Below are 22,902 nucleotides of genomic sequence, written 5' to 3'. Positions count from 1 at the left end.
TTATCGTTTTATCCTCTGATAAGATTATAGCATAGATTCTAAAAGCCGCCCTGAAGTGCGGGGCTTTAAACCCAAAATTTTCGGTAAATCAACCAAGATGGATTTTAACTCGTTCCCTGGCTCCTGCCTGGGAACGCCGATTTTGGATTGGGCGTTTTCTGCGGCGTTGATTAAGTCTAAAAAGCTGGGCGGTGCAGTGTTAGGAGTAAACGGCGTGCAAGGTTCTTGCTGATACAATACCGGCACCAGCCAATCTTGCAACGGTAAATCGCCCTTGGGACTGGGGCGCAGCTTCTGGATGGACATGGATTTCCGCCCCGCCGCTACAGCACTGGCGATGCTTTCCCCCCGCACCAATTCCCCATACAGGCGTGCCATGAAGTGTTTCGCCCCTTCCGCGTAGACAGAATAAGCCATTGCTACCACGCCTTTGGCACCCAATTTCACCAACTGTCCCGCCACCGATGAAAAGGGTTCTTCTCCCGCTTGTCCCGATTTGCAAGCATTCAGCAGAAAAATCGGGACGCGACAATCGGTTAAATATTGGGCAATCTCCCTAGCGGTGACAATTTCCGGGTTGCCTTCTGCATCTTCAAAGACTAAAATCCCTTGTCCCAATTTTCCATATTGAGTTTGAACGGTTTTGCTATTCGCTTCAAAATCCCCATGTCCGTCAAAATGGACGATTTGATAAAACCCTTTATGCGCCTGAAGTTCTGCCTCAAACTGCTTTAAACTAGGGGGACGCAATACCTTGAGATTCACCTGCTGCCGAATCGGTTGCAGCGCTTCTAGCACCGGACGGGCAATCGTTTGAAAATTAATATCCTGCTCACCATAAGGTCGCGCGATAACGAGTAAAATATTTAACTTCTCATCCGACATTGCCCCCATTTCTGCCCGCACGGCATAACTGCTGAGACTGCGGTAAGTTCCAGCCAGCAACGGCGCGAGAAATTGGTAATCCGGCGATTACAGCAATTCCCCAGGTAAATTAAGTATCTCCGGTTCATCCGAAATAATACTGAGTTCGCATCGATCTAGCCCTTCTCGCGTCGCCTCCTGAAAAAATGTCCGCGCTTCCTCGCTGCTGCGGAAGATGATGTCAAATAGTTGCTGTCCCCAAGCTTGCAATTTCTGTTCTATCTGTTCTGCTTTTTGGGGTTCAAGTCCGTAGGGAAAGCGCAGGTATTGTTCTAAATACCACCGCAAATCTGTCAGTGCTTGCTCGTCAAAAGGGTGTTGAAATGCTACTTCTGGAGCAGATCGAGGGGTTGATTGTCCGCGTTGCCAGGAAATTTGGATCGTATTTGCTACATGATTGACGCGCAACCAATTTCTCGCCATGTCTGCTTTGGTGGTTATGCGGGTTGTTGTTATCTTAACTCAGTGATTCACGCAGATTGGGGTGGAGTCCGGATACATGGGATCAATAGCGCGCATGGGGAAGCATTGCAATACTCAGATCTTGCACCTGCCGTTTTACCCCGCCAGGGAATAAATTCCCTGGCTAATAGCTCAAGTCCACTCAAGTGGACTCAAAGAAAGCTTTTGATCGTAAGTATATAGATAAACGAGCAGTTAGGGCTGTAGAAATCGGGCAAGTTTTGCTTTTAAAATTGCAATGATAGATGTAAGGTTCCTGCCAGCTTAAAGGAATTTCCAGCAAAGTTTAAATAGCAACAGGGCGATGCTATCCCAGGAATCGATAACTTAATACCACGTCCCTACTTATGTCTGGAGGTAGCACCCCTGGGGGCGCTCCTGCGCTACAGTTGGAAAGCGTGCTGTAGGGTGGGATACACATGACGGGGTCATCGCGGGAGACAGAAGAACTCGATTATAAGCGATCGCAGCGCCAACGGCGGGAAAGCGACTGGCGTTTATTCCTGCGGTTAATCCCTTATGCGCGTCGTAGCGGACGCCTGCTTTTGCTTTCGATGATATTATTGGTGCCGGTGGCGGTATCTGGGGCAATTCAACCCCTAATCATCGGACAGGCAATTTCTTTAATTCGCAAAGAGCAAACTTGGTCGATTCTCCAAGGTAGAGATTTATCAACCGGGTTAAATATTTTAGCCGGTTTACTGCTGTTAACGGTATTAGGGCGGTTGGTGCTTGTATCTACCCAAAGTTATACCGTGCAGAAGGTGGGACAACAAATTACCAACGCCATTCGCGAGGATTTGTTCGACCACGTTACCTCTTTGGCGGTCAGATTTTTTGACCGGACTCCAGTAGGAAAATTGATTACCCGCCTCACTAGCGATGTGGAAGCGTTGGGAGATGTGTTTACCACGGGTGCTATCGGTATTGTGAGCGATTTGTTTTCGATTTTGGTGATTGCGATCGCTATGTTTTCCCTGCAATGGCAACTGGCGACAATGCTAGTACTAATGCTGATTCCCGTAACGGGTGTAATTATTTATTTTCAACAGCAGTACCGCCAAGCGAATTATTTTGCCAGGGAAGAACTTTCTGCGCTTAACGCGACGCTGCAAGAAAATATTTTGGGGATTAATGTCGTTCAGCTATTCCGGCGGGAAAAGTTCAATGCCGAACTGTTCCGAACTATCAACAAACGCTATATCAAAGAAGTAGATGCAACCATCTTTCACGACTCAGCGGTATCTGCCACGCTGGAGTGGATTTCGTTGGTAGCGATCGCAGGCGTTTTATGGTTAGGTGGACTTCAGATTCTGCAAGATAAACTCAGTTTCGGTACTCTATCTGCCTTTATTTTATATGCCCAACGTCTCTTCGACCCCTTAAGACAATTTGCCGAAAAATTCACCTCAATTCAAGCAGGATTCACCGCCGTAGAACGCATAGCTGACATCCTCAACGAACCGATCGAAATTCGCGACCCCGAAAATCCTAAATCATTACCATTCGAGATGGATAGCAGAGGATCGCGACAGCGGGAGAGCAGAGGCACAGATGAGAATTACCAATTACCAATTACCCATTACCCATTACCAGGCGAAATCAAATTTGAACATGTTTGGTTTGCTTACAAACAAGACGAATACGTTATTCAAGACTTAGACTTTACGATTCATCCGGGTGAAAAAGTCGCATTAGTTGGCCCCACGGGTGCTGGTAAAAGTTCTATAATCCGGCTATTATGCCGCCTCTACGAACCTACAAAAGGTCGGATTCTTTTGGATGGCGTCGATATCCGAGACGTACCGCAGACGGAATTACGCCGCTATATGGGCGTTATTCTGCAAGACGGATTTCTGTTTGCTGGAGATGTGAAAAGTAACATAACCTTGGGGGAAACTTATGCTTTTGAGCAAGTTGTTGCTGCTGCAGAAAACACAAATGTCGCCCAATTTATCGAACAATTACCCCAAGGTTACGACACCCAACTTAGAGAAAGGGGAACGAATTTATCTGGCGGTCAAAAACAACTTTTAGCCTTTGCTCGTGCTGCGATCCGCGCTCCGAGAATTTTAGTGCTAGATGAAGCAACCGCGAGTTTAGATGTGCGAACGGAAGCATTAATTCAAGATGCTTTAGACCGACTTTTAGTAGGACGCACGGCAATTATTATTGCCCACCGCCTTTCTACTATTCGCAATGTAGATCGGATTTTAGTATTAAAGCGGGGGCAATTAATCGAGTCGGGTAGTCATCAGGAATTGCTACAACAAGGCGGACTTTATGCTAGTTTGTACAAGTTGCAAATGTTGGGGAATTAGGTAATAGGTAATGGGTAATTGGTAATTGGTAATTGTCACGGTTCCAGCACGAATGAATCCAATTACCAATTACCTATTAACTCAAGTTGCTAGTTATTTCAAACCTGGAGCTAATGGCTAATGGCTAATGGCTAGTGTTAGGAGAAATGCTGTATTAGCAATTAGCAATTAGCAATTAGCGAGTTTATAACTAGCATTGCTCACCTGCTCAAGTCACCTTCCCCATTGGAAAATTGCTGCACCCCAAGTCAGTCCGGCACCAAAACCTGAAGTTACAATTGTGTCGTTTGGTTTAATTTTTCCCTGTCTTACTTGTTCATCCAAAGCGAGGGGAATAGAAGCGGCGGAAGTATTGCCGTAGTTAGCAAGATTGCTGATAACTTTTTCGGTAGGTATTTTGAGACGGTTGGCGATTGCATCCAATATCCGTTGATTTGCTTGATGCAACAGTAACCAGTCTACCCCCTCGACGCTTAAATTTGCCCGATGTAAAGCTTTTTCAATTACTTCGGGAACTTTCTGCACGGCAAAGCGATACACTTCTTGACCGTTCATGGTAACCGGGTGATAATTTCCCTGACTAATTGTTGTGCCTTCAAATAATTCTTTCGCTTGTCCTTGATAAGCGAGATTGAGGGATTTATTTTGCGTTCCATCGCTGCGGAGTTCAAAACCAAGCAGGCGATCTTTTTCGCTTGCTTGAAGTACTACAGCACCCGCTCCATCGCCGAATAATACACAAGTGCTACGGTCTGACCAATCTACCCAGCGAGAAAGCATATCGGCGCCAATTAACAATATATTTTGATAAACGCCGGTTCTGATATATTGTGCTGCGGTCACCAAACCAAAAACAAATCCCGAACAGGCGGCAGTGAGGTCGAAAGCAACAGCTCGAGAAGCTCCTAATTCTGCCTGAACTTGACAAGCGCTACCAAATAAATCGTCGGCGCTGGATGTTGCCAGAATAATTAAATCGATATCCATTGGCGTAATGCCTGCCATAGCGATCGCATTCTGTGCTGCAATAGTTGCGATCGCGCTTAAACTGGTTTGAGGATCTGCCAATCGTCGCTGCTTAATCCCCGTGCGCGAAGCAATCCATTCATCTGATGTTTCGACCACCTGCGAGAGCATATAATTATCTACAGCCAGCCTTGGTGTAGCCGAACCACTACCCGTAATAGCAATTCCTGTCATCGGTTGTTGCAACATTATTCTTCCTTTCAAATTAATCAGTTTCTTAACCTATTCACCCTGGTATCTTATTCAATTTATTCAAACTACCATAAGTTTTTTCAGGAATCATGCCTGAATTTTCCACACTGTTTATTAAGCAATTAGCAATTAGCCATTACCAATTTCCAATTACCAATTCCCCTATCTTATTTACCAAAACTAATTGCACAAATTCCGCTAATTACCAACCCGACACCCATCCACTGTTGCACCGTCACTGACTCCTTTAAAATATTGGATCCCGCCAAAGTTGTGGCAACAATCGTCAAACCAAAAACCAAAGGATAAGCCACCGATACGTTCAGTCTTTTTAAGATTAAAATATAGGAAACAGTACTGACAGCATAAGCAACAAGTCCCAAGAACACGTTGAGATTTACCATTCCTTGACCCGAGCCTGATTTTAGTAAAATCTGACCCATTGTATTCAGGACAACCGAGAATGGAACTAGAGCTATCAGAATTAATACGTTATTCATCTCAACCCCTTACTTACATTAATTAACTCAATTTCATCAACTCTGGTGCTTGACCAGATGACCAAAAAACGAACCAGAGAGTGGCAGCGATCGCGCCGACTAAAACTAATCCCCATAACCCATACAAAATCCTGGTAAAATTAACTAAATTTGGATTCTCCGCCGCTTTATGGCTGAAATTAAACGGCAGAAAATAGATGTGATTCCACTCTTGTACAAAACGCTTTTTATCAGGATTTCTTTCAACGCACCCCCTAGAAAAAGAACTGTTGACCAAGCAAACCATATTAGTCAAACGTTGAGCTAACCGGAAGTCCAAGCGACTCCCTGGCATTCCCACCTGGGTTTGAAAGATCTCCAGATTCATTGGCATGGTCACAGAGGCAATTTGCACCATGATGGCTATCGTTACAATACCACGCATCAGCCAAGCCCTTAACCCCCGTTCCGATAAAATTTGATGCACGAACAATCCCAGCAGCGGAATCAGTATCATCTGAACCGTGGTAACTTGATACCTTGCACCCCAAGCTGAATCACCGTGCCAGAAAATGAATCGACTATAAGCAGCTAAATGTAAACCCAGGTTAAAAAACCCGGTAATCAGATACCACTGAATATAAGGGGAAAGTCGTTTCCAGAAAATAATTCCCAAGATTATGCAAGGTATCAGTAACGGATCGTAAATAAAAATACTTTTTGCCGGTGTAATCAGCGCCCCTAAAATCCCGACATGCGGTTCATTTACCAAGGGATAATTTGCGGGTAAATCGGGCAATCCCGTCCACATTGGATCGGTGGCTAATTGCTGTTTTTCTACACTTTTACCCGTGGCAAAAAAGCTGCCGTAGCGGATGAAATCAAAAATTCTTCCTACCAAAGCAACGGGAATAAAACCAGCGATCCAAAGTCCCGCCGCCTTGATAGTTTTATCCTTGTCGCGGGTTTTATAAGCCATACAACCGACGAGAAAAGTTAGTATGGTAAAGCCATGAATCGTGCTGGTAATTCTGAGCAAAACCGTCCCACCCAAAGCCAACCCGCTAATAGCAGCCATCCGCAGATTTCCCCGCAGCGTGCAAGCTAAAGCACCAGCGTAACCAATCGTGACAAACAGCAGCACTTGATTGTTATGTTGATGCACTTGGGCGTAGTGCAAAAACGTCGTACCGAGTAATAATAGAAGGCTGGCTAAACCAGAGACTCTCTCGCTAAAATTAAACAGCGTCAGCAACCAAAAACAAGCAACTACAGCAGCGATATTTAACGGGATAAAAATTAAGAAATTAACGACTAAATCCCGCATATCTTTTTCGGGAATTGCGGGAAACCAGCGATGCAGTTGAGTTCCCAACCAATCTCCAGGAAGCATCAGCACCGACTGTCCTTGTTCGTAAGCGATGTAACGCTTACCCCCAACTCCCATAATTCCGGCGACGATATCTCCCCGCACCTTGAGTTTATATCCAGGGGGAATTCTTACTTCTTCAGTTCCCGTCCACCAGGCGTTAGCCATCTGCAATCTCAGGTCGGTATCTAAACTTCCCAGACTACCTGAGTTGATGACGGTTAGCCATAATAAGGCAATTAGGGCTATTTTTGTAACGGTCTTCATCCTGCCTCGCTATGGTTTAAATAAGGTGCGTAAGAGATGATTAGGCTGTTAATTGAGGGGATGACTTTCATCAGTTGCACTTTCATAAATCCCCGCTTCGGGTGCGGGATAGGAAAGATAAACCATGCGTTTGGTTTCTCGCCGCCCGCGCGCTACTGAATCTAAAATCATCCCGCAGGTGAGGCTGAGAAAAGCGAGCAACATTGTGGACGCTGCTAAAATTGCAGTGGGAAATCGCGGTACTAATCCAGTTTGGAAAAAATCTTCGACAACGGGAATACCTAAAAGGATGGAAAATGCTGCCAGCAGCAGAAAGATAATGCCAAAAAATAGAAAAGGTCGCGCTTCTTTAAATAACAAAATTGCCGTCCCTAAAACTCGCCAACCATCTTGAAATGTCCTGAGTTTGCTAGTTGAACCGGGCGGACGCGAACCATATAACGTCGGTTCTTCAATAAACGGCATTTTCAGTTCAAGGGCGTGTACTGTAAACTCGGTTTCAATCTCGAACCCATTCGATAGTGCGGGAAAAGATTTGACGTATCGACGGGAGAAGACCCGATATCCAGAAAGCATATCGACTAGGCGCGCTCCAAATAGTAATTGAACGCAGGTTTTGAGAAATATATTACCGAAGCGGTGACCGGGACGGTAAGCTTCGCTATCTTTGGCTATCTCGCGTCTCGCACCTACTACCATGTCCAGTCGTTCAACTAACAAAAACTGGATCAGTCTGCGGACTGCCGCTGCTTCGTAGGTGTTGTCCCCATCTGCCATGACGTAGATATCCGCCTCGATATCGGCAAACATTCGCCGAACGACGTTTCCTTTACCTGGAATGCGTTCGTACCGCACGATCGCACCCGCCGCCGCTGCCTGTTCTGCTGTATTATCGGTGGAGCGGTTATCGTACACGTAGATTTTCGCCTCTGGTAGCGCCGCTTGAAAACCTGCCACTACTTGGGCAATAGTTAAACCCTCGTTGCGACAAGGTAGCAAAACGGCAATGCGCTGGTTTTTCAGCGAGGGTGTTTTGATTTCTTGTAAGCGGTCTAGCATGTCTTTACCTGCTGCTAATAACTATATTTTGAATTATCGCCAATTTATTTATTGGTTTTTTGTGCCTTTGACACCCTCCAAAGTACGAGTTTCGTTTCATAAACCGGATCTATCCATCGCTTCGAGCGATGAACTTCTTTTAGCTTATACTGCTGTTGCTGCAAAAATTCTTGAACTAGGTGGGAATTCGGGTCGTTATGACCGAAGGCAAAAATATCGCTGAATCCTTCAGCAATAGGTTTTAATGAATGTTTTTGGACTCTCTCCCCATCGGGCAGATCAATGGTTTGACGCATCACTGGCTGAAGTTTTACATTTGGATTTAGTAAATAAGTTAAATCTAGAGGAGGTACACCCGACCAGAGAACAAGTGGGCGTTCGGATTGATTAATAATGCTAGCGACATCGGGTATATGGAAGCTGTTGTATTTATTCCACCAACTTTGTGCTTGAAAACTGACTGCACAAGAGACAATTCCACCCGAAATCAGTGCGACCATAGCAATCCGCCATAACCTCTGTTGCCAGATTTGAAAAGACATAGATATCTTAGCAGCGAAAAGGTATGCGATCGCTAACTGAATTCCCAAATAACAGGGGATGACATATCGCACTACACTAGAGCGTCTCCCGCCTACAATTAAATCCGGCAGGATTAAAGCCATCGCCGTCACTCCCATCAACGTTAAAATAAATAACCAAATTTTTATCGGCGCGATCTTCACTAAAAAATAAATAGAATAACAGAACAAAATTGCCACTAATGGGATGACTAAATACATCAAATCATTGCGCGTCAGGAAGTTATAATCTAAATCAATAAAAACCCGACTCAGGTTAAGCAGCCACGTCCTTATTAGCAATATTAAAGACACTTTTAACTTAGTCCAGCTAGTTGTTTCCTGGGTTTTTGAAACGCTGGTTACAATAGCGAATATCCAAGGTGAGAAAAGTAAAATACCCGCCAGAGAAGCAATTAAGTAATCCTTAACTGTTTTGGTGAATCGAAAGCCTGAGTTTACAACTACATAAATGCCATGTCCAATCGCCACCAACGCCGAAAACATATAAGTATAAAGGCTCAAAGCTAGAGCGACTGCATAAATACTCCAGTTGAGCTTTGTTCCCAGGCGAATTGCTCGCAGCAGTGCTGCACCGGATAGTAAAATTGTCAGCGTCCACAAACTATGGGGTCGCGCTTCCTGTGCGTACAAGACGTGCAATGGTGAACTTGCTAGTAGTGCCATTGCGATCGCACCAGCTAAAGGTAATCCAAATAATTCGTGGCATAGCCAATAAATGCAAGGCAATGATAGCAAACTAATTGCGGCAGAAAAACTTCTTGTAATTGCCGCTGATTCACCAAACCACTGCACCCAAAATCGCACCATCATAAAATAAAGGGGTGGGTTTTGGGGTTCTTCTACTGCCAATCCATTAACTAAGTCAGGCAAACTCTTTTCTGAATTGAGATGCTGATATTTGTGAAAGTCTTTTATTCCTAATTCATTCCCCTCCAAAATTTTATTTGTATATGCTTCTGCTGTGTAGCCAGAAACTCTTATGGAAGTAAAAGTTTCATCGCTCCAGTAGACTTTACGGTCGAGATTCGCGAATCGGAAAAACAACCCTAAGACTAATATAATAACGAGCAAAATTTGCCAGCTTGTCATAATAAGCTTCTGATTTTTTATCAAATTTAGCATCTCGAAGATCCGGGGTTGTTTCATGACTATATATTGGTTGAATTTGCTATTTATTTTCTTCGGCAATTAGTTTGTCATAATCGCGCTTTATATTTTCCACTAACTTGGCTTCTTTCTGGTTTTTTACGAACCAATTTTCCCGGTTAGCGTTAATTTTAGCTAGATGGGATTCGAGATTTTCTGGAGTAATGAGGACTCCGAAGTCTTTAGGCACTGTATTCGATTGATAATTTAGCACCCGATTCAGGATTAAATTGCCGATATTTTCCCGATAGTGGGAACTGTCGGCGTAATTTTTCATGCCTGCTTTAATCGGTTCGGACGTAATGCTGTTATAGCCAGAAAAATCCCAAACCGGGACTATTTTTACAATCTCGCGTTTCCACTTTTCTTGGGTTGACCAATGTCCAGTTGATCGAATTGCTTCGTTATCTGTGGCATGTCCTGGAGAGATATAGACTTTTAAGGTTATGCCGTGTTTTTTGCAGGTTTCGACAAATGTTTTAAAATCAGCTAAATATTTCTCCGATAGCTGATACTTGGCATGGTTTTTGAAATAAACCTTATAAGAATTAACAAACCTCCAATCAGTTACCTTTTTGCCTAAATCGATGTTCTTATAAGGCATAAATCCTTTGAGGCTATCCCCTTCTTTATTTTGGGGATTTTTACTCGAATCCAGGGTTTCTAGACTGGAAAAAAGGGCATCGATGGAAAAGACAACATTCATGGTGTCTGGTAAACTAATGCTTTGCTTTTCCAATCTTTCTTCCGTAAAACCCGGTTGATTTTGGTTGTAGGCATTGAACATAAAGAAATCAATGCCGATGATGACGGTCTTCAGGTTTTTGTTGTTAGCGATCGCATGTTCCAAATACCGCAGTTGTTCGTAAGGATTCGCGCCATTTAGTCCCAAGTTATACGCTGGTTGTTTATCCTTTAAAGCCGCATAATTTGGATCTAAACCTTGTCTGGTTCTAGACGAACCAAACAAAAGCGTCGCCGGTTTAATCCGAATAATATCGGTAGCTTTGAATAACCTATCGTTGTTTCCCTTTCTCGGTTTTGATTGATTGATTCCCGCGATTTTCGGACTATCAAAAACTCCGTAGGGATCGAGGGCGACATTGAATAAACCTACCGCCGCCATCGGAGTGAATGCCGCTATTAATACAAGTAAGTTAAACTTACGGTATTTACTCCCCCAAACCCGAGGCTTTTTTTGGTTGGAGAAACCTAAGAAACCTAAATTGAATCGACGTTCTGTAGTCATATTGGGATAAATTAAAACTGGAAGTAAAGGAATTCAGACACGCGGTTGAGTGAAAGTAAAGACAGACTGGCTAAAGCACCTATCCAGATTGCCCATCCCCAGTTTGGCTTTAATTTTTTGAGCATTTCCTCGCTATTTGGTAACTTAGTAGCGCATACAGTTACCACGGCTAAAACAACTAAAGTCAAGGCTTTATTTCCGTTTACTTCGGGGACGTATACCATGTCTTTCCAACTCTGAACCTGGATGCCAAATTGGGTTAATATCCCTAACCTACCTTGCGCTTCTCCCGGGAATACTATTCCCTTCATTCCCGCCATTGCCTGCAAAATTTCCATTGCATCTGGCACGTTTTTCGCTCTAAATAATACCCAAGCAGCGATGACGGCTAAAAATGTTATCGTCCATGCTAAAAATTTAGGCAATGGTTTATTCAACTGTCGCCACCCATGGTTGATGCAAAGATACACCCCGTGAAGTCCGCCCCAGATGACAAAAGTCCAACCCGCACCGTGCCACAGTCCGCCTAATAACATGGTGATGAAAAGATTGGTGTAGCGGCGGATTTCTCCCCGGCGACTTCCACCCAAAGGAATGTATAAATAGTCGCGCAGAAAGTTGGATAAAGTGATGTGCCAGCGTCGCCAAAAGTCGCTGATGGAAGTTGCTTTGTAAGGCGAGTTAAAATTCATCGATAGACGGACGTTGAACATTAAACCCAAACCGATCGCCATATCCGAGTAACCGGAAAAATCAAAATAAAGCTGATAGGTATAGCTCAACGCACCCACCCATGCTTCGATAAAATTCAGATCGCTAGCATGGTTAAAAGCGGGGGCTACCCAGGGAGATAAATTATCTGCAATTAAGACTTTTTTGGATAATCCCAAGGTAAACATGGCGATACCCAAGGCCAGGTTTTTGTGGGATAATAGGAAGGTTCGCGCCTTGCGAAACTGGGGAATAACTTCTTTGTGATGGACGATGGGACCTGCAATTAACTGGGGGAAAAAGGTGACGAATAAGCAGTAATCGACCAAGTTATATTCTTTGGTTTCGCCGCGATAGGCGTCTACTAGATAGGCAATTTGTTGGAAGGTGAAGAAGGAAATTGCCAGGGGGAGAACGATACTTTTCGTGTTGAGTTGCGCTTCGATGAAGTTAGCGATCGCAGGAAAAGGCAGATTAGACACAAAGAAGTTGGCGTATTTGTAATATCCCAGCAACGCTAAATTAAAAAACAGCCCTAACCACAGCAGGATTTGGGCTTTTTTACTCGTCTGTCTAGCGTTACTAATCCGCAACCCCACTTGGTAATTAACCGCCATCGAAATCAGGATAATCGGCAGGTAGGCGGGATTCCAGTACCCATAAAAAATCACCGAACAGAGGGTTAACCACGCAACTGCTAGGTGAGTTTTGCGAAATCTGGAGAAGCTAAAAAAACCTACCAGAGTAATGGGTAAAAAGATAAAGATAAAGATGTAAGAGTTGAAAAGCATGGGTGCAGCAGTGGGGGTGATGCCAAATTTAGGGGGATAGGTTACGCAAATCACCTTTGTTTCTGTGAAACATCGTTGCTTTGGAACTAGAGATATGCCTCCGGCACGCTACGCGAACGCATCCAGAAACAAAGGTGATAGGAGCGAAATTTAGGGGGATAGGTTACGCAAATCACCTTTGTTTCTGTGAAAAATCTTTGCTTTGGAACTAGAGATATACGTAGAAACAAAGGTGATAGGATCGTCGGACCGCTATCCAATCTGAATGAGTTCCCAGTTAAAGTTTCTCGCAAGATTGCGACCCTTTGGATTTAGGCCACTTGCGCTCTTTTTTCACAGTCTGGGTTTGACCGGGTGGGACGGTTTCTTCATCCATTAAGTAGATTTCAAAACTCTTGAGTTGTTTGTCACCCTGATGCCTCGCGTTCCAATCGCGACAGATATACTTTGCGTAGTAGGGGAAAAGTTTCTTACCAATCGCACGATTGAGATTGATAAAATAACCGCGCCATTGCATATTGCGATAAAGCGCATCCCTGGCGCTAATGCTTGGCTTTTCCCAGTTGACCTTATCGCTATTTTGGAGAACATCGACCTGCTTTCCATCCTTAAGTTTGCCTGGTATTACGTACCAACCATCATCTACGGGTGGCGCGGGTGCGAAAATACTCCAAGATTGGTCTATGCGTAAAACGCGACTGATCCAATCTATCGAATTGAAAGTCTTAGATTTGAGAACTCTCTGGGTAGAGAGTATAGCCTTAGATTTTAGAGTACCTCGTTGCGAGGTTAACTCAACAAAATTTCTAAAATTCCATACCGTGACGTAAGCTAGCAACAGCAAGGTGACGATATTGAGTATTTGCGAATTATTCACCTCCAGAGGACGCCATTTCAAAGGTTTGGTAAAGTTACCGGCTATTCGACGATTCGTTGCAATCTTTTCGTAGAATTTATTCCCGACCGCCATCAACGGCGGTAATCTCAGGACTGGTGCGAGGAACCATAATATGGGAGATAGACTGACCACATAAGCGATTCCTTCCCATTTATAGTGCCGATTTTGCTGCCAATCCACTACCACCCAAGAATTTTTCTCCCGCATGTCGGCATAAATCGATTCGTCCTCCTGCGCCATCAGCAAGGGCGTCTTGGGTAAAATCAGGAACGTGCGAATTAGGTGGACGACTTTCTTACAAAAACCGCAATCGGCATCGTAATAAATTCTCAGTCCTGACCGCTGCGGGGTATAAATTCGCTGATATATTCCATCCCAAACTTCGCTGGGGATAAACACCAACCAGGTAAAGATTCCCAACGCTGGAAACAACCCGATTTGCAGCGTTAATCCAAACCCGACGTGTAACAGGATAAACGTAATCACCGTAGCAGTACGGAAGAATACTGTGCGGAATGGCACTAAAATCAACAGCGGCCCGATCCACTCCAGTATCAAGGTAAACAAGGTAGAAATTGTCAGCAGCGGCGGGAAGTTGAGCAAGAATTTACCCAACGGGGCGGCGTATTGATCGAAACTTAGCGCATAATAAACCGCAGTTAAATCGGGCCACCAAACCGTGCTAGTGGTTTTATAGGCAGCCGAGAAGATGTAGACGTAGAAAACTTGTAACGTTAGCGCAATTGTAGCCCCGGTAAGGATGCGCTTTGGTAAAGGTTTGGTGGATGTATTGAGGGCGCTATCGATTGAATACGCTGCACCTAGAGGTAAAAACATCGCCCAAAACATTAAAGCGCGCAACATGTCATCGCCAGCAAATAGCAAGAAGGGGTTGCGGTTTTGCAACGATATCAGCAACGCCCACGATGCGATCGCTGCCAATCGGGTACGATACCCTACCAGAAACGCCAAGGCGATCAACATCGCCAAAACGAACAAAATTGCTTGGACTACAGGCAAACCGCTAATCGCATGTAGCGACCAATACAAAGGATTGACGATTTCTCTGCGTGCGGCGAGGGGCAATACACCAGCGTCGCTATAAAGCGATTGAATATCTCCAAACCGGATAATTAAATCGGCGATAATAATCAGCGCTACACCGATGCGAAATGCTGCAAGCGATCGCAAGTCGAGTCCAAATAATTGCTCCAGTTTTTCACCGAGAGCTAGTTTACCTTTTTGTTGACTAGGAGCCATAAACCATAGACCTTAATTATCTGCGTTTAAAAACCTACTTTTGGGATAGTTTCTTCACTCCCTGCGAGTAATTTGCACTCCTTTTACCCTGACTAGAAAACCGATTTGACAATAACTGCAATAGATTCTTGCATCCGCTAACAATCCAATGCCACAAGACTTGGAGGCGATGGCGCAGCGTTGGCAGACGTTGGAGGTAAACCATTTGTCTGGTGATGCTTGCCAAACTTCCTTCTAAATTGATGCCAAAACTCGATACCACGGCGGCATTGACGCCCAATGTCAGCATATCTCCCAAGTGCAAATAGCGGAAGTGTCGTAATGGGCGACGCTTCATTAATGCTTTGAGATTGTGGGCGGCGCAGTCTGCTTGTTGATAAGCTACCTGTGCCGTTGCTGGTATCCGTTGCGCTTTGGGATATTGGATTTCTGCCATATCTCCCAAGGCTAAAACTTCTGGATAATCGACTAACTGTAATGTTGGTAAAGTCAGTAATTGTCCTAGATCGTTTTGCTGACAATCCAGCTGGGATACCCAATCAATTGATTTAGTTCCCGCAGTCCAAAGCACTAGATCTACCGCCAATGGGGTAAAGCGATTGTCGCGAACTAAGGTAATTTGATTGGGAGCGATCGCATCTACACCCGTTCGCAATTCTACCTGTATCTGACGCGCTTGCAAGGCGCGGTAAGCCCCCCGGCGAATCCCACTAGGAAAGGGTTTGAGAATTTGATCGCCCCGTTCGACGAGCAAGATGTGTCCCCTTTTACCCAAACGATCCGCGACTTTACAAGCTAACTCTACCCCAGAAGCGCCACCGCCGATCGTGGCAACGCGAATTTGGGGTAAGTCGGTAGCTTCCAGCGAGCGCAGTCTTTCATCCAGATACCGCGCATCTGCTAACGTGCGGAATGGCAGCGCGTATTCGGCAGCACCCGGTACGCCATCGGTGCGCGTCTTTCCCCCCACAGCTAAAACCAGGTAGTCGTAAGCGAGTCTATCTCCGCCTAATAGTTTTACCTGGCGCGCTTTTAAATCCACTCCCTCAATTGTTGCCTGACAAAATTGGATATCTTTATTAGCCAGCAACTTCTCAAAAGAGGGCGCAATTTCCCAAGGTTTCAGTTCATCCGTTACCAATTCATAGAGTAATGGCGTAAACAGGAAACGCTCTTTTTGATCGACTAAAGTAATTTGGCAATCGGGTGATTTCAGCCAGGGAAACCGCCGCAAGTACAAAGCCGTATAAAGTCCGCCAAAGCCGCCACCAAGAATGCAAATTTTAGTCATTGGTCATTGCTAATTGCTAATTGCTAATTGGTCATTGCTAATTGCTAATTGCTAATTGCTAATTGGTCATCGGTCATTGGTCATTGCTCACCTGCTCAATTGCTCACCTGCTTTTGGGCTGGTTTTGTTTCTTTTTGTTGTGATGCCAGTATTGGTTTTAGCTGGGGAACTGCCTTTAGCTCTTCAACTATCTGTTTTGACCTAATTATTCTGGCTTCTGGTTTGAGGTGGTAGTGGGTATCGGCAAATAAATTCGAGTCATTCTTCATGTTCAACGTGTCTTTGTCGTAGATCGTTGGCGCAATTTTGGCTAACTCTGCTGCTGTCTTTTTCACGTTCTTAATCGATTTTTCATCCCGGCGGGCATAAACCCAGGGCAAGGATAAAATCAGCGTTCCGCCTCTTGCTTCCACCTCTTGCTTGAATTTAGCAATTCGGTTGATCGCATGTTTTGAAGCTGGTTCGCCGATGGGCAGTTCCCACCACTTAGCCGACGTGCGATATTTTGTTACCGTAGGGTCGCCCCGTTCGTCTACCGGATCTGAGTAATACCCGGTGAATTTTCCTTTTTCAAATAGGTCTATGGTTGATTTGGTGACGCCTCTGAGGGTGGGGTTACCCAGCATCAACATGTCTTGGGCGAAGCGCTTGGGCGGTATGTTTCCCAAACCGGGGCGTCCGATGGCGACGCCGAATTGTCCGGAGCGATCGCCTAATCCATCATCGGCCCACAATATTAGGTATTCTGGCACTAACAGCACCACGTCGCCTTTGCGAACTTGAGGCAGAATGCTGGGCAATATTACATCTAAACCCACCGGGCCATCCAATCCCAAGTTGATGACTGGAATGCCCAATCCCTCTTGAATTACTTTTGAATTAATGGTATAATGCGCCCCCGAGCCGCCGGTTATCAGCAGGCGGTGAGGTGCTTGGACGAAAGACGCAAACGCCATTTTGCGTTCGTACATCATTCGCAACCAGCTTAACTCGCCGCCGTAGCGAGCATTGTAAAGATAACCCGCTCCCCAAGCTAAGCCCGCGATCGCGAACCAACTCCCTAACTGTAATACTTTCTTCATCAGAACTCGAAGTAAATAAACTTAGAAGGTTCATTTGCCGCCAGCAAGACGGTTAAAGCCAGTAAAACGCGAGACACCCAAGGCGATAGCAGCAAGTCATATTCGGACTTGCGTTTTTGCCAAATTGCCATGTGTTCTAACAGCAACAACCCACAAGAAAGAAACAAGGTAAAACCTAAAGTCCACAGCTGGTTGACGCTGAACTCGCCGAATGCACTCGTCAAATTAGAAAGGGAATATGCCCAAGGCGTCACCAGGGTAACTATTTTTTGCCCCAAGCGCCCGATATTCGTCTCCATGAAGAACAAACAGCCCAAAGTCACCGACCCAAATGTCAGCGCCCAAGATAGCACTGGCGGCATTTGAGCCACATACTTTCCTATAGGCGCTTGTCTTTGTCTGGTTAAGTAGCGCAGCAACAACAATAAAGCGCCGTGGTAAGCGCCCCAGAGGATAAAATTCCAGGCCGCACCGTGCCAAAAACCCGATAAGGTAAACGTGAGAAACAGATAAAATTCCGCCAACCGCTTATTTGCACCCATCATTGGCAAAAACACGTAGTCGCGGAACCAAGTACTTAAAGTAACGTGCCACCGACGCCAAAATTCTTGGATACTTTGGGAAGTGTAAGGTGCGAGGAAGTTTAGGGTTAATTTCACGCCCATAATTCTGCCCAGTCCCACAGCCATAAAGCTGTAACCGCCAAAGTCAAAATAAATTCGCAGCGTGAATAAGAAAGCGTGGAACCAAACTAACCAAGCATTCGTTGCTTCTTTTAAGTCGATAAAAGGTGACAGGTTATCAGCTAGAACAAATTTCATGAACAGTCCCAATGACAACCATTGGAACCCCATCTCAAAATTTTCCCAACTGAATTTAAACCGAAACGATTGAATTTGCGGGAACAGATCTGACCGTCGTTCGATTGGCCCCGCTACCACTTGAGGGAAGAATGAGACAAAATTGATATAATCAATCGGGCCAATTGGTTGCTTTTTCTTGCTGGTGAATGAATCGACGACAAAGGCAACCATCTGGAACGTGTAGAAAGAAATCCCTGGCGGAATTGCCCCCGAACCTGGAATTCCTTTCCAACTTTGGGCTACTCCCGGAAGCACCAATCCGACAACGCTTTCTACAAAGAAGTTGACGTACTTAAAATAAGCTAGAATTGCAATATCAATTACAACTACAGCGGTAGCGATCGCTTTGGCTTGCCACCCCTGACGGCGTAACATAAAGTACACCATCACGTAGTTGAAGATAATTTCAAAGCAGAAGACAGCAAAGCTGGTGCGGCTAGCATTAACAAACAGCATCAGCGAGATTGCCATCAAGCCGATGCTGTCAAAAAAGTTGCGCCACAGATTCAACGACTGGGCGATATACCTGATCGTAAAAAATGGGATGCCAACCAGCAGCAATACCCACCAAAAGGAAAAATCCGAGAAGTTCAATTAACTTCCTCCCTTATCCGAGCGAAAATAATCGAGGCAGAGCCTCTAGGAGATCGTACCCAGGCTGGAGCCTGGGTACGAGGAACTTGCTCTCGTACCCAGGCTCTAGCCTGGGTACGACGAATGGGAGGCTCTGCCTCCATTATCTGATTTAATCAGCCAATTCTAACGACCAGCTTTGAAGAAACCACCCCAACCTTTTTTAGCGGGTTCTTCGGATTTGGTGCTAGCAGTTGCTTCAACTTTTTCTGCTGAACCACCCAGGTTTAAAGCGGAAACATCGCACTCGTTAACCAAGTATTCAGCGGCTTTTTCAATCGTAGGATGATCCCAGAACAAGGTATCGGGAAATTCGGCAGAAAGCCAGTCTTCCAAGTCGCCAACGAGGGTGACTGCATCGATCGAATCTAGTCCGTAGCGGGTCAAAGGTTCGCTGACGTTAATCGACTTGGGATCGAGGGAAAGATTTTGGGCAATTTTATCAACGAGCCAAGTTTGAATAGCTTCTACAGGAGAGGTTACCATATCGCTAGGCTTGGAGCTGGAGTTCTGAAGCTGCATTCGTTTTATCCTTTTGTGTTTCGGTTTTTGCTAGTTGGAACGGAACGATCGAGAACATTTTGTCCTCATTGTAAAGCTTGACTAATTCTTGGGCTACGTTTTCAACATAAACCGGCGAAATTGTCAAGTTATGCCAGGGTCGGAATGACCGCAAGAGTCTTGCGAGACTCAGTACCAACCATTCACCTTTAGCGAAAAATTCGCCTAAGTTTTTCCGGTTGTAAATCCACATGTGCAAGCAGGTTGCCACTGCGTGCAATGCACAATACTTCTTCGCTAGCTCAAATAATTCCGGGGATTGGTCGTGACCGAATTCAAACGCGGATGTGGCTAAATATTCATCCTGGGCGTTAAGTTCTTCTAACGCGCAGGAGGCAAAAGTGATAATTTGCTCTAGTACTTCTGCGTTCACATCGCTTTGATCTTTGAGGTCGTGCAATTGAGCGATTGCAATCTCCAACCCTTGCAGCGAGTCGTCTGCACCGCGACTGAACAAATCCATTTTTTCCGGCGCATAACGCGGTACTGGTTTGTCTAGCGAGAAGTTGACTTCGAGACGAGACTGCAACGCCTCCATCGTCTTGTCATTGCGTTTGGCGCGGTGTTTGGCGAGACTTCGCATTTGCAAAATCAGCGCGTGCAAGTTGACGATGCTGCTACCGTCGAACATGCTGATAATCGCATTATCCCGCAGTTGCTTTTGGAAGATGCCGAAATCGTGTTCGTCGCGCATGTAAAAACGCGATCCAAGTACGACTGAAACGTCTTGAATCATCTTTTCCAGCGCCACGGTTACCTGATATTTCACCACCGCACCCCAGACGCTAAATTGTTCTGGGACGACGTGGAATCCTCTGGCGACGCCAATCGTTTCGCAATCGCAGATCAGGATATCCAAGAAAGCATCAACCAGGGTTCTCTTAGGTTGAGGAATGTCAAAAACCGTTTTGCCGTAAAGTTCGCGACCCATGGCAAATTTTAGCGTCGTTCTCAGGGCGGTATCCGCCGCGCCGTGAGAAAATGCCGCACACAATGGGCGGGTAATTTGGAATCCTTTAAGCGCTAATTCTAAACCCGCTCCCTCTTTTCCTAACAGCATGTCATCGGGGACAAAGCAATCTTTGAATCCTATCCCGCTGATATCGGAACCGCGAACGCCGTGAGTAAGTGTTTTGGGCAGATTGTAATAAGTTGCTGAGTCGAGTCGAGCTTTCTCTACCATGAATAAAGATAAGCCGCGACTGCCTGCCGATGCATCGGTTTTAGCGATAACAAAGGAAACTCCCGAAATCGTGGCGCGGTTAATCGGCCATTTTTCCCCGTTGAGCAAATAGCCGCCGGGAACTTTGGTCGCAGTGACGTCACCCGCAATCAAATCGCTACCGTGCGCCCTTTCCGAATAGGCAAGGCACATCGCACCGTTTTGATCTTTAATAAAGCTTGCCAGTTTCTGTTTTTGTTCTTCCGTACCTGCCATCCAGCACAGGAAAGACCAAAACAGAGTAGTAAAGGCAATGCCTGCGGTTTGATCGCGGCGACACAAAACTCGCACAATCGAAACGAATTCCTCAAATGAGGTAAACTCGCCGCCTACCCATTCGGGGACATAATAATGACTTAATTTCCAGTTATAGAGCCATTCAATAATTTCGTGGGGGAATGCTTCGCGCTCATCGAGATCGATCACCTGTTTCCAGGACATCATATTATCTGGATTGCCAGGATCTCCCAAATCCCGTTCGAGTGCTTCGGCGACCCAGTACTGTTTTAATTGCTGCATTGGATTCTCCAGGAAAATTTTAGATTTGAGATTTCAGATTTCAGATTAAATTTGCAATCTGCCATCTAAAATCTGCAATTCCTCATTTAGGCGTTTGCACTTGTTTGAGAAGCGAATTGACTTCTGCTTGTAAATTTCTGTACTTGGCGGTGAGGGTGGGATTTTCGCTCCAATCTGCCAAGACTTCTAATTCTCCCGACAACCAACTTGCTTTGCAAGCGCGGCGCTGGATTTTGCCGGAAGAAGTTTTGAGGATATTGCCCGGTTTGGCGAGGACTACGCCGTATACTTGCAACTCGTGCTGTTCGGCGATCGCTTGCCGTATCGACGCTATTACCTCATCGCAGTCCAGGTTTTGTTGCTGCTGACGCTCAACTTCCTGCACTACCACCAATCTTTCTTCGCCGTTGATTTCGACTGAAAATGCTGCCCCGTAGTCCGGACGCAGTGCTGGATGCACCTGTTGTACCGTCCATTCTATGTCTTGGGGGTAATGATTGGTGCCTCGGATAATGATTAGATCTTTGATGCGACCACCAATATAAAGTTGACCGTCGTGCATGAACCCCAAGTCTCCCGTCCGCAGAAATGGACCTTCCCCCGTATCTTTTAAATAGGCACGGAAGGTGTTGTCGCTTTCTTCGGTACGGTTCCAGTATCCTCCCGCGACGCTGGGATCGGATACCCAAATTTCGCCGACTCGATCTGGGGCGCATTCGGTCATGGTTTCTGGGTTAGCGATGACGACTTTGGTATCGCATACCAAGCGTCCGCATCCGGGTAGCATCCGCACCATCTCGTCGTCTTTGGTTGTGGGAACGACGCGATTTTGTTCCAGTGCTGCTGCGTCTACTTTTAAGAATACGGGTTCTTCGCCTTTGGGCGTAGTCGAAACCAACAGAGTCGCTTCTGCTAGTCCGTAAGCGGGGGCGAAGCTACTCCAACTAAACCCTGCGGGGGCAAATTTTTCGCAGAATGCTTCCATTACTTTGGGGTTAATCGGTTCGGCGGCGTTACCTGCTGCTTGCCAACTGCTTAAATCTAATTGGGCTAATTGATCTGGGGTAACGCGGCGCACGCACTGATCGTAAGCGAAGTTGGGGGCTTGGCTGTGAGTGCCTTTGTAGCGCGAAATTGCGTTTAGCCAATGGAAGGGACGTTTAATAAAGGCAAACGGCGACATCACGTAGCAGGGATGACCGTTGTAGAGGGGAACCGTCAATCCTTCTACGAGTCCGTAGTCGTGGAAGTAAGGCATCCAGGTGACGGTGACGCTGTCGGAGTCGTAGCCGCAGGCTTTTTGTAGGTTGCCGCAGTGGAACAATATATTATAGTGACTGATCGTTACGCCTTTGGGCGTCGAAGTAGAACCCGATGTGTATTGAAGATAAGCCAGCGCATCCCCGGTGACTTCGGGATCTTTCCATGTTTCTGCCAGTTCCAGATTCACCTGTTCGGTGTCTATCCAGCGCATCGCGCCAAATTCGGGAATTTCTGCGCGGAATTCGTCTAGCAGGGCAAGAATGCTGCCTGTGGTGAGTACAAACGAAGCTTCTGCGTCTTTAGCGATCGCTACCAATCTGGGCAGGTTTCGCTTCAAGCGATTCGCTTCGGGGGGCGGTACGGGAATCGCGATCGTCCCGGCATACAAGCTACCGATAAAAGCCGCCATCACCTCTAATCCTTGAGGATACAGCAGCAGAGCGCGATCGCCTTTAGCCCCGTGCTGTTGCAGCAACGCTCCGATGGCTCTGGCAATGCGATCGAGTTCGGCGTAGGTCAGCTTTGGCCCTTCTACCTTACCATCAATCAGAAAGGTATAGGCCAGCTTGTCCGGCTCCTGTAATGCTCTTTGGCGTAAAAGATCGACCAGCGTAGCAGGTTCACTGCTTAAAATACTTTGCTGGGGAAGGCATTGAGTCATTTTTGTAACTAGAGAAGGGTAAATTTCAGTTTGATGCGTCCAAAGATGGCGCTACGGATCAATACAGTG

17 protein-coding genes are annotated in these 22,902 nt (G+C 45.8%); 1 reads left to right on the top strand and 16 read right to left on the bottom strand.

The features are described from left to right. Positions 1 to 24: 24 nt before the first annotated feature. Both ACE1CM_RS02975 and ACE1CM_RS02970 read right to left on the bottom strand, forming a co-directional pair. A complete protein-coding gene (locus tag ACE1CM_RS02975; RefSeq protein WP_374875915.1) occupies positions 25 to 945 on the bottom strand; it encodes a CHAT domain-containing protein in 921 nt (306 codons plus the stop codon). A gap of 27 nt (positions 946 to 972) precedes the next feature. After that, positions 973 to 1,347: a hypothetical protein gene (locus tag ACE1CM_RS02970; protein ID WP_374875914.1), complete on the bottom strand. Its 375-nt coding sequence runs from the start codon at positions 1,345 to 1,347 to the stop codon at positions 973 to 975. 458 nt (positions 1,348 to 1,805) lie between these two features. On the opposite strand from ACE1CM_RS02970, the gene ACE1CM_RS02965 reads away from it, so the two are divergent. Then, positions 1,806 to 3,707, top strand: coding sequence for an ABC transporter ATP-binding protein (locus tag ACE1CM_RS02965; protein ID WP_374875913.1), 1,902 nt, complete (start codon positions 1,806 to 1,808; stop codon positions 3,705 to 3,707). Positions 3,708 to 3,920: 213 nt separating this feature from the next. Here the strand turns inward: ACE1CM_RS02965 and ACE1CM_RS02960 are convergent, their stop codons facing one another. The 14 genes from ACE1CM_RS02960 to ACE1CM_RS02895 all read right to left on the bottom strand — a co-directional run bounded on the left by ACE1CM_RS02960 (position 3,921) and on the right by ACE1CM_RS02895 (position 22,833). After that, a complete protein-coding gene (locus tag ACE1CM_RS02960; protein WP_374875912.1) occupies positions 3,921 to 4,922 on the bottom strand; it encodes a beta-ketoacyl-ACP synthase III in 1,002 nt (333 codons plus the stop codon). Between the two features lie 170 nt (positions 4,923 to 5,092). Continuing rightward, entirely contained in the window at positions 5,093 to 5,425 is a 333-nt protein-coding gene (locus ACE1CM_RS02955) for an SMR family transporter (protein ID WP_374875911.1), read from the bottom strand. 22 nt (positions 5,426 to 5,447) lie between these two features. Beyond that, a complete protein-coding gene (locus ACE1CM_RS02950) occupies positions 5,448 to 7,040 on the bottom strand; it encodes a hypothetical protein (protein WP_374875910.1) in 1,593 nt (530 codons plus the stop codon). Positions 7,041 to 7,088: 48 nt separating this feature from the next. Beyond that, the gene (locus ACE1CM_RS02945) at positions 7,089 to 8,099 is read right to left on the bottom strand and encodes a glycosyltransferase family 2 protein (RefSeq protein ID WP_374875909.1); all 1,011 of its coding nucleotides are present in this window, start codon (positions 8,097 to 8,099) and stop codon (positions 7,089 to 7,091) included. A 44-nt stretch (positions 8,100 to 8,143) separates the two neighbouring features. Then, positions 8,144 to 9,772, bottom strand: a complete 1,629-nt coding sequence (locus tag ACE1CM_RS02940; protein ID WP_374875908.1) for a glycosyltransferase family 39 protein — start codon at positions 9,770 to 9,772, stop codon at positions 8,144 to 8,146. Between the two features lie 79 nt (positions 9,773 to 9,851). Further along, a complete protein-coding gene (locus ACE1CM_RS02935; protein ID WP_374875907.1) occupies positions 9,852 to 11,078 on the bottom strand; it encodes a hypothetical protein in 1,227 nt (408 codons plus the stop codon). Between the two features lie 11 nt (positions 11,079 to 11,089). After that, positions 11,090 to 12,634: an MBOAT family O-acyltransferase gene (locus ACE1CM_RS02930; protein ID WP_374875906.1), complete on the bottom strand. Its 1,545-nt coding sequence runs from the start codon at positions 12,632 to 12,634 to the stop codon at positions 11,090 to 11,092. A 223-nt stretch (positions 12,635 to 12,857) separates the two neighbouring features. Further along, a complete protein-coding gene (locus tag ACE1CM_RS02925) occupies positions 12,858 to 14,738 on the bottom strand; it encodes a DCC1-like thiol-disulfide oxidoreductase family protein (protein WP_374875905.1) in 1,881 nt (626 codons plus the stop codon). Between the two features lie 34 nt (positions 14,739 to 14,772). Then, positions 14,773 to 16,029: an NAD(P)/FAD-dependent oxidoreductase gene (locus ACE1CM_RS02920; protein WP_374875904.1), complete on the bottom strand. Its 1,257-nt coding sequence runs from the start codon at positions 16,027 to 16,029 to the stop codon at positions 14,773 to 14,775. A gap of 95 nt (positions 16,030 to 16,124) precedes the next feature. Then, on the bottom strand, positions 16,125 to 17,111 hold the full coding sequence (locus tag ACE1CM_RS02915; protein WP_374875903.1) for a hypothetical protein: 987 nt from the start codon (positions 17,109 to 17,111) through the stop codon (positions 16,125 to 16,127). After that, the gene (locus ACE1CM_RS02910) at positions 17,111 to 18,568 is read right to left on the bottom strand and encodes an MBOAT family O-acyltransferase (protein WP_374875902.1); all 1,458 of its coding nucleotides are present in this window, start codon (positions 18,566 to 18,568) and stop codon (positions 17,111 to 17,113) included. Before ACE1CM_RS02910 ends, ACE1CM_RS02915 begins: the two co-directional genes overlap by 1 nt. A gap of 165 nt (positions 18,569 to 18,733) precedes the next feature. Further along, entirely contained in the window at positions 18,734 to 19,093 is a 360-nt protein-coding gene (locus ACE1CM_RS02905; protein WP_374875901.1) for an acyl carrier protein, read from the bottom strand. 4 nt (positions 19,094 to 19,097) lie between these two features. Beyond that, a complete protein-coding gene (locus tag ACE1CM_RS02900; RefSeq protein WP_374875900.1) occupies positions 19,098 to 20,909 on the bottom strand; it encodes an acyl-CoA dehydrogenase in 1,812 nt (603 codons plus the stop codon). Positions 20,910 to 20,991: 82 nt separating this feature from the next. Further along, positions 20,992 to 22,833 (bottom strand): fatty acyl-AMP ligase, encoded by a 1,842-nt coding sequence (locus ACE1CM_RS02895; protein WP_374875899.1) that lies wholly within the window; start codon positions 22,831 to 22,833, stop codon positions 20,992 to 20,994. Positions 22,834 to 22,902 lie beyond the last annotated feature (69 nt).

The organism is Microseira sp. BLCC-F43, assembly GCF_041929235.1.
Taxonomy (GTDB): Bacteria; Cyanobacteriota; Cyanobacteriia; order Cyanobacteriales; family Aerosakkonemataceae; genus Microseira.
Note: the sequence above shows the minus strand (reverse complement) of the source record. Positions and strands in the feature narration are given on the sequence as shown.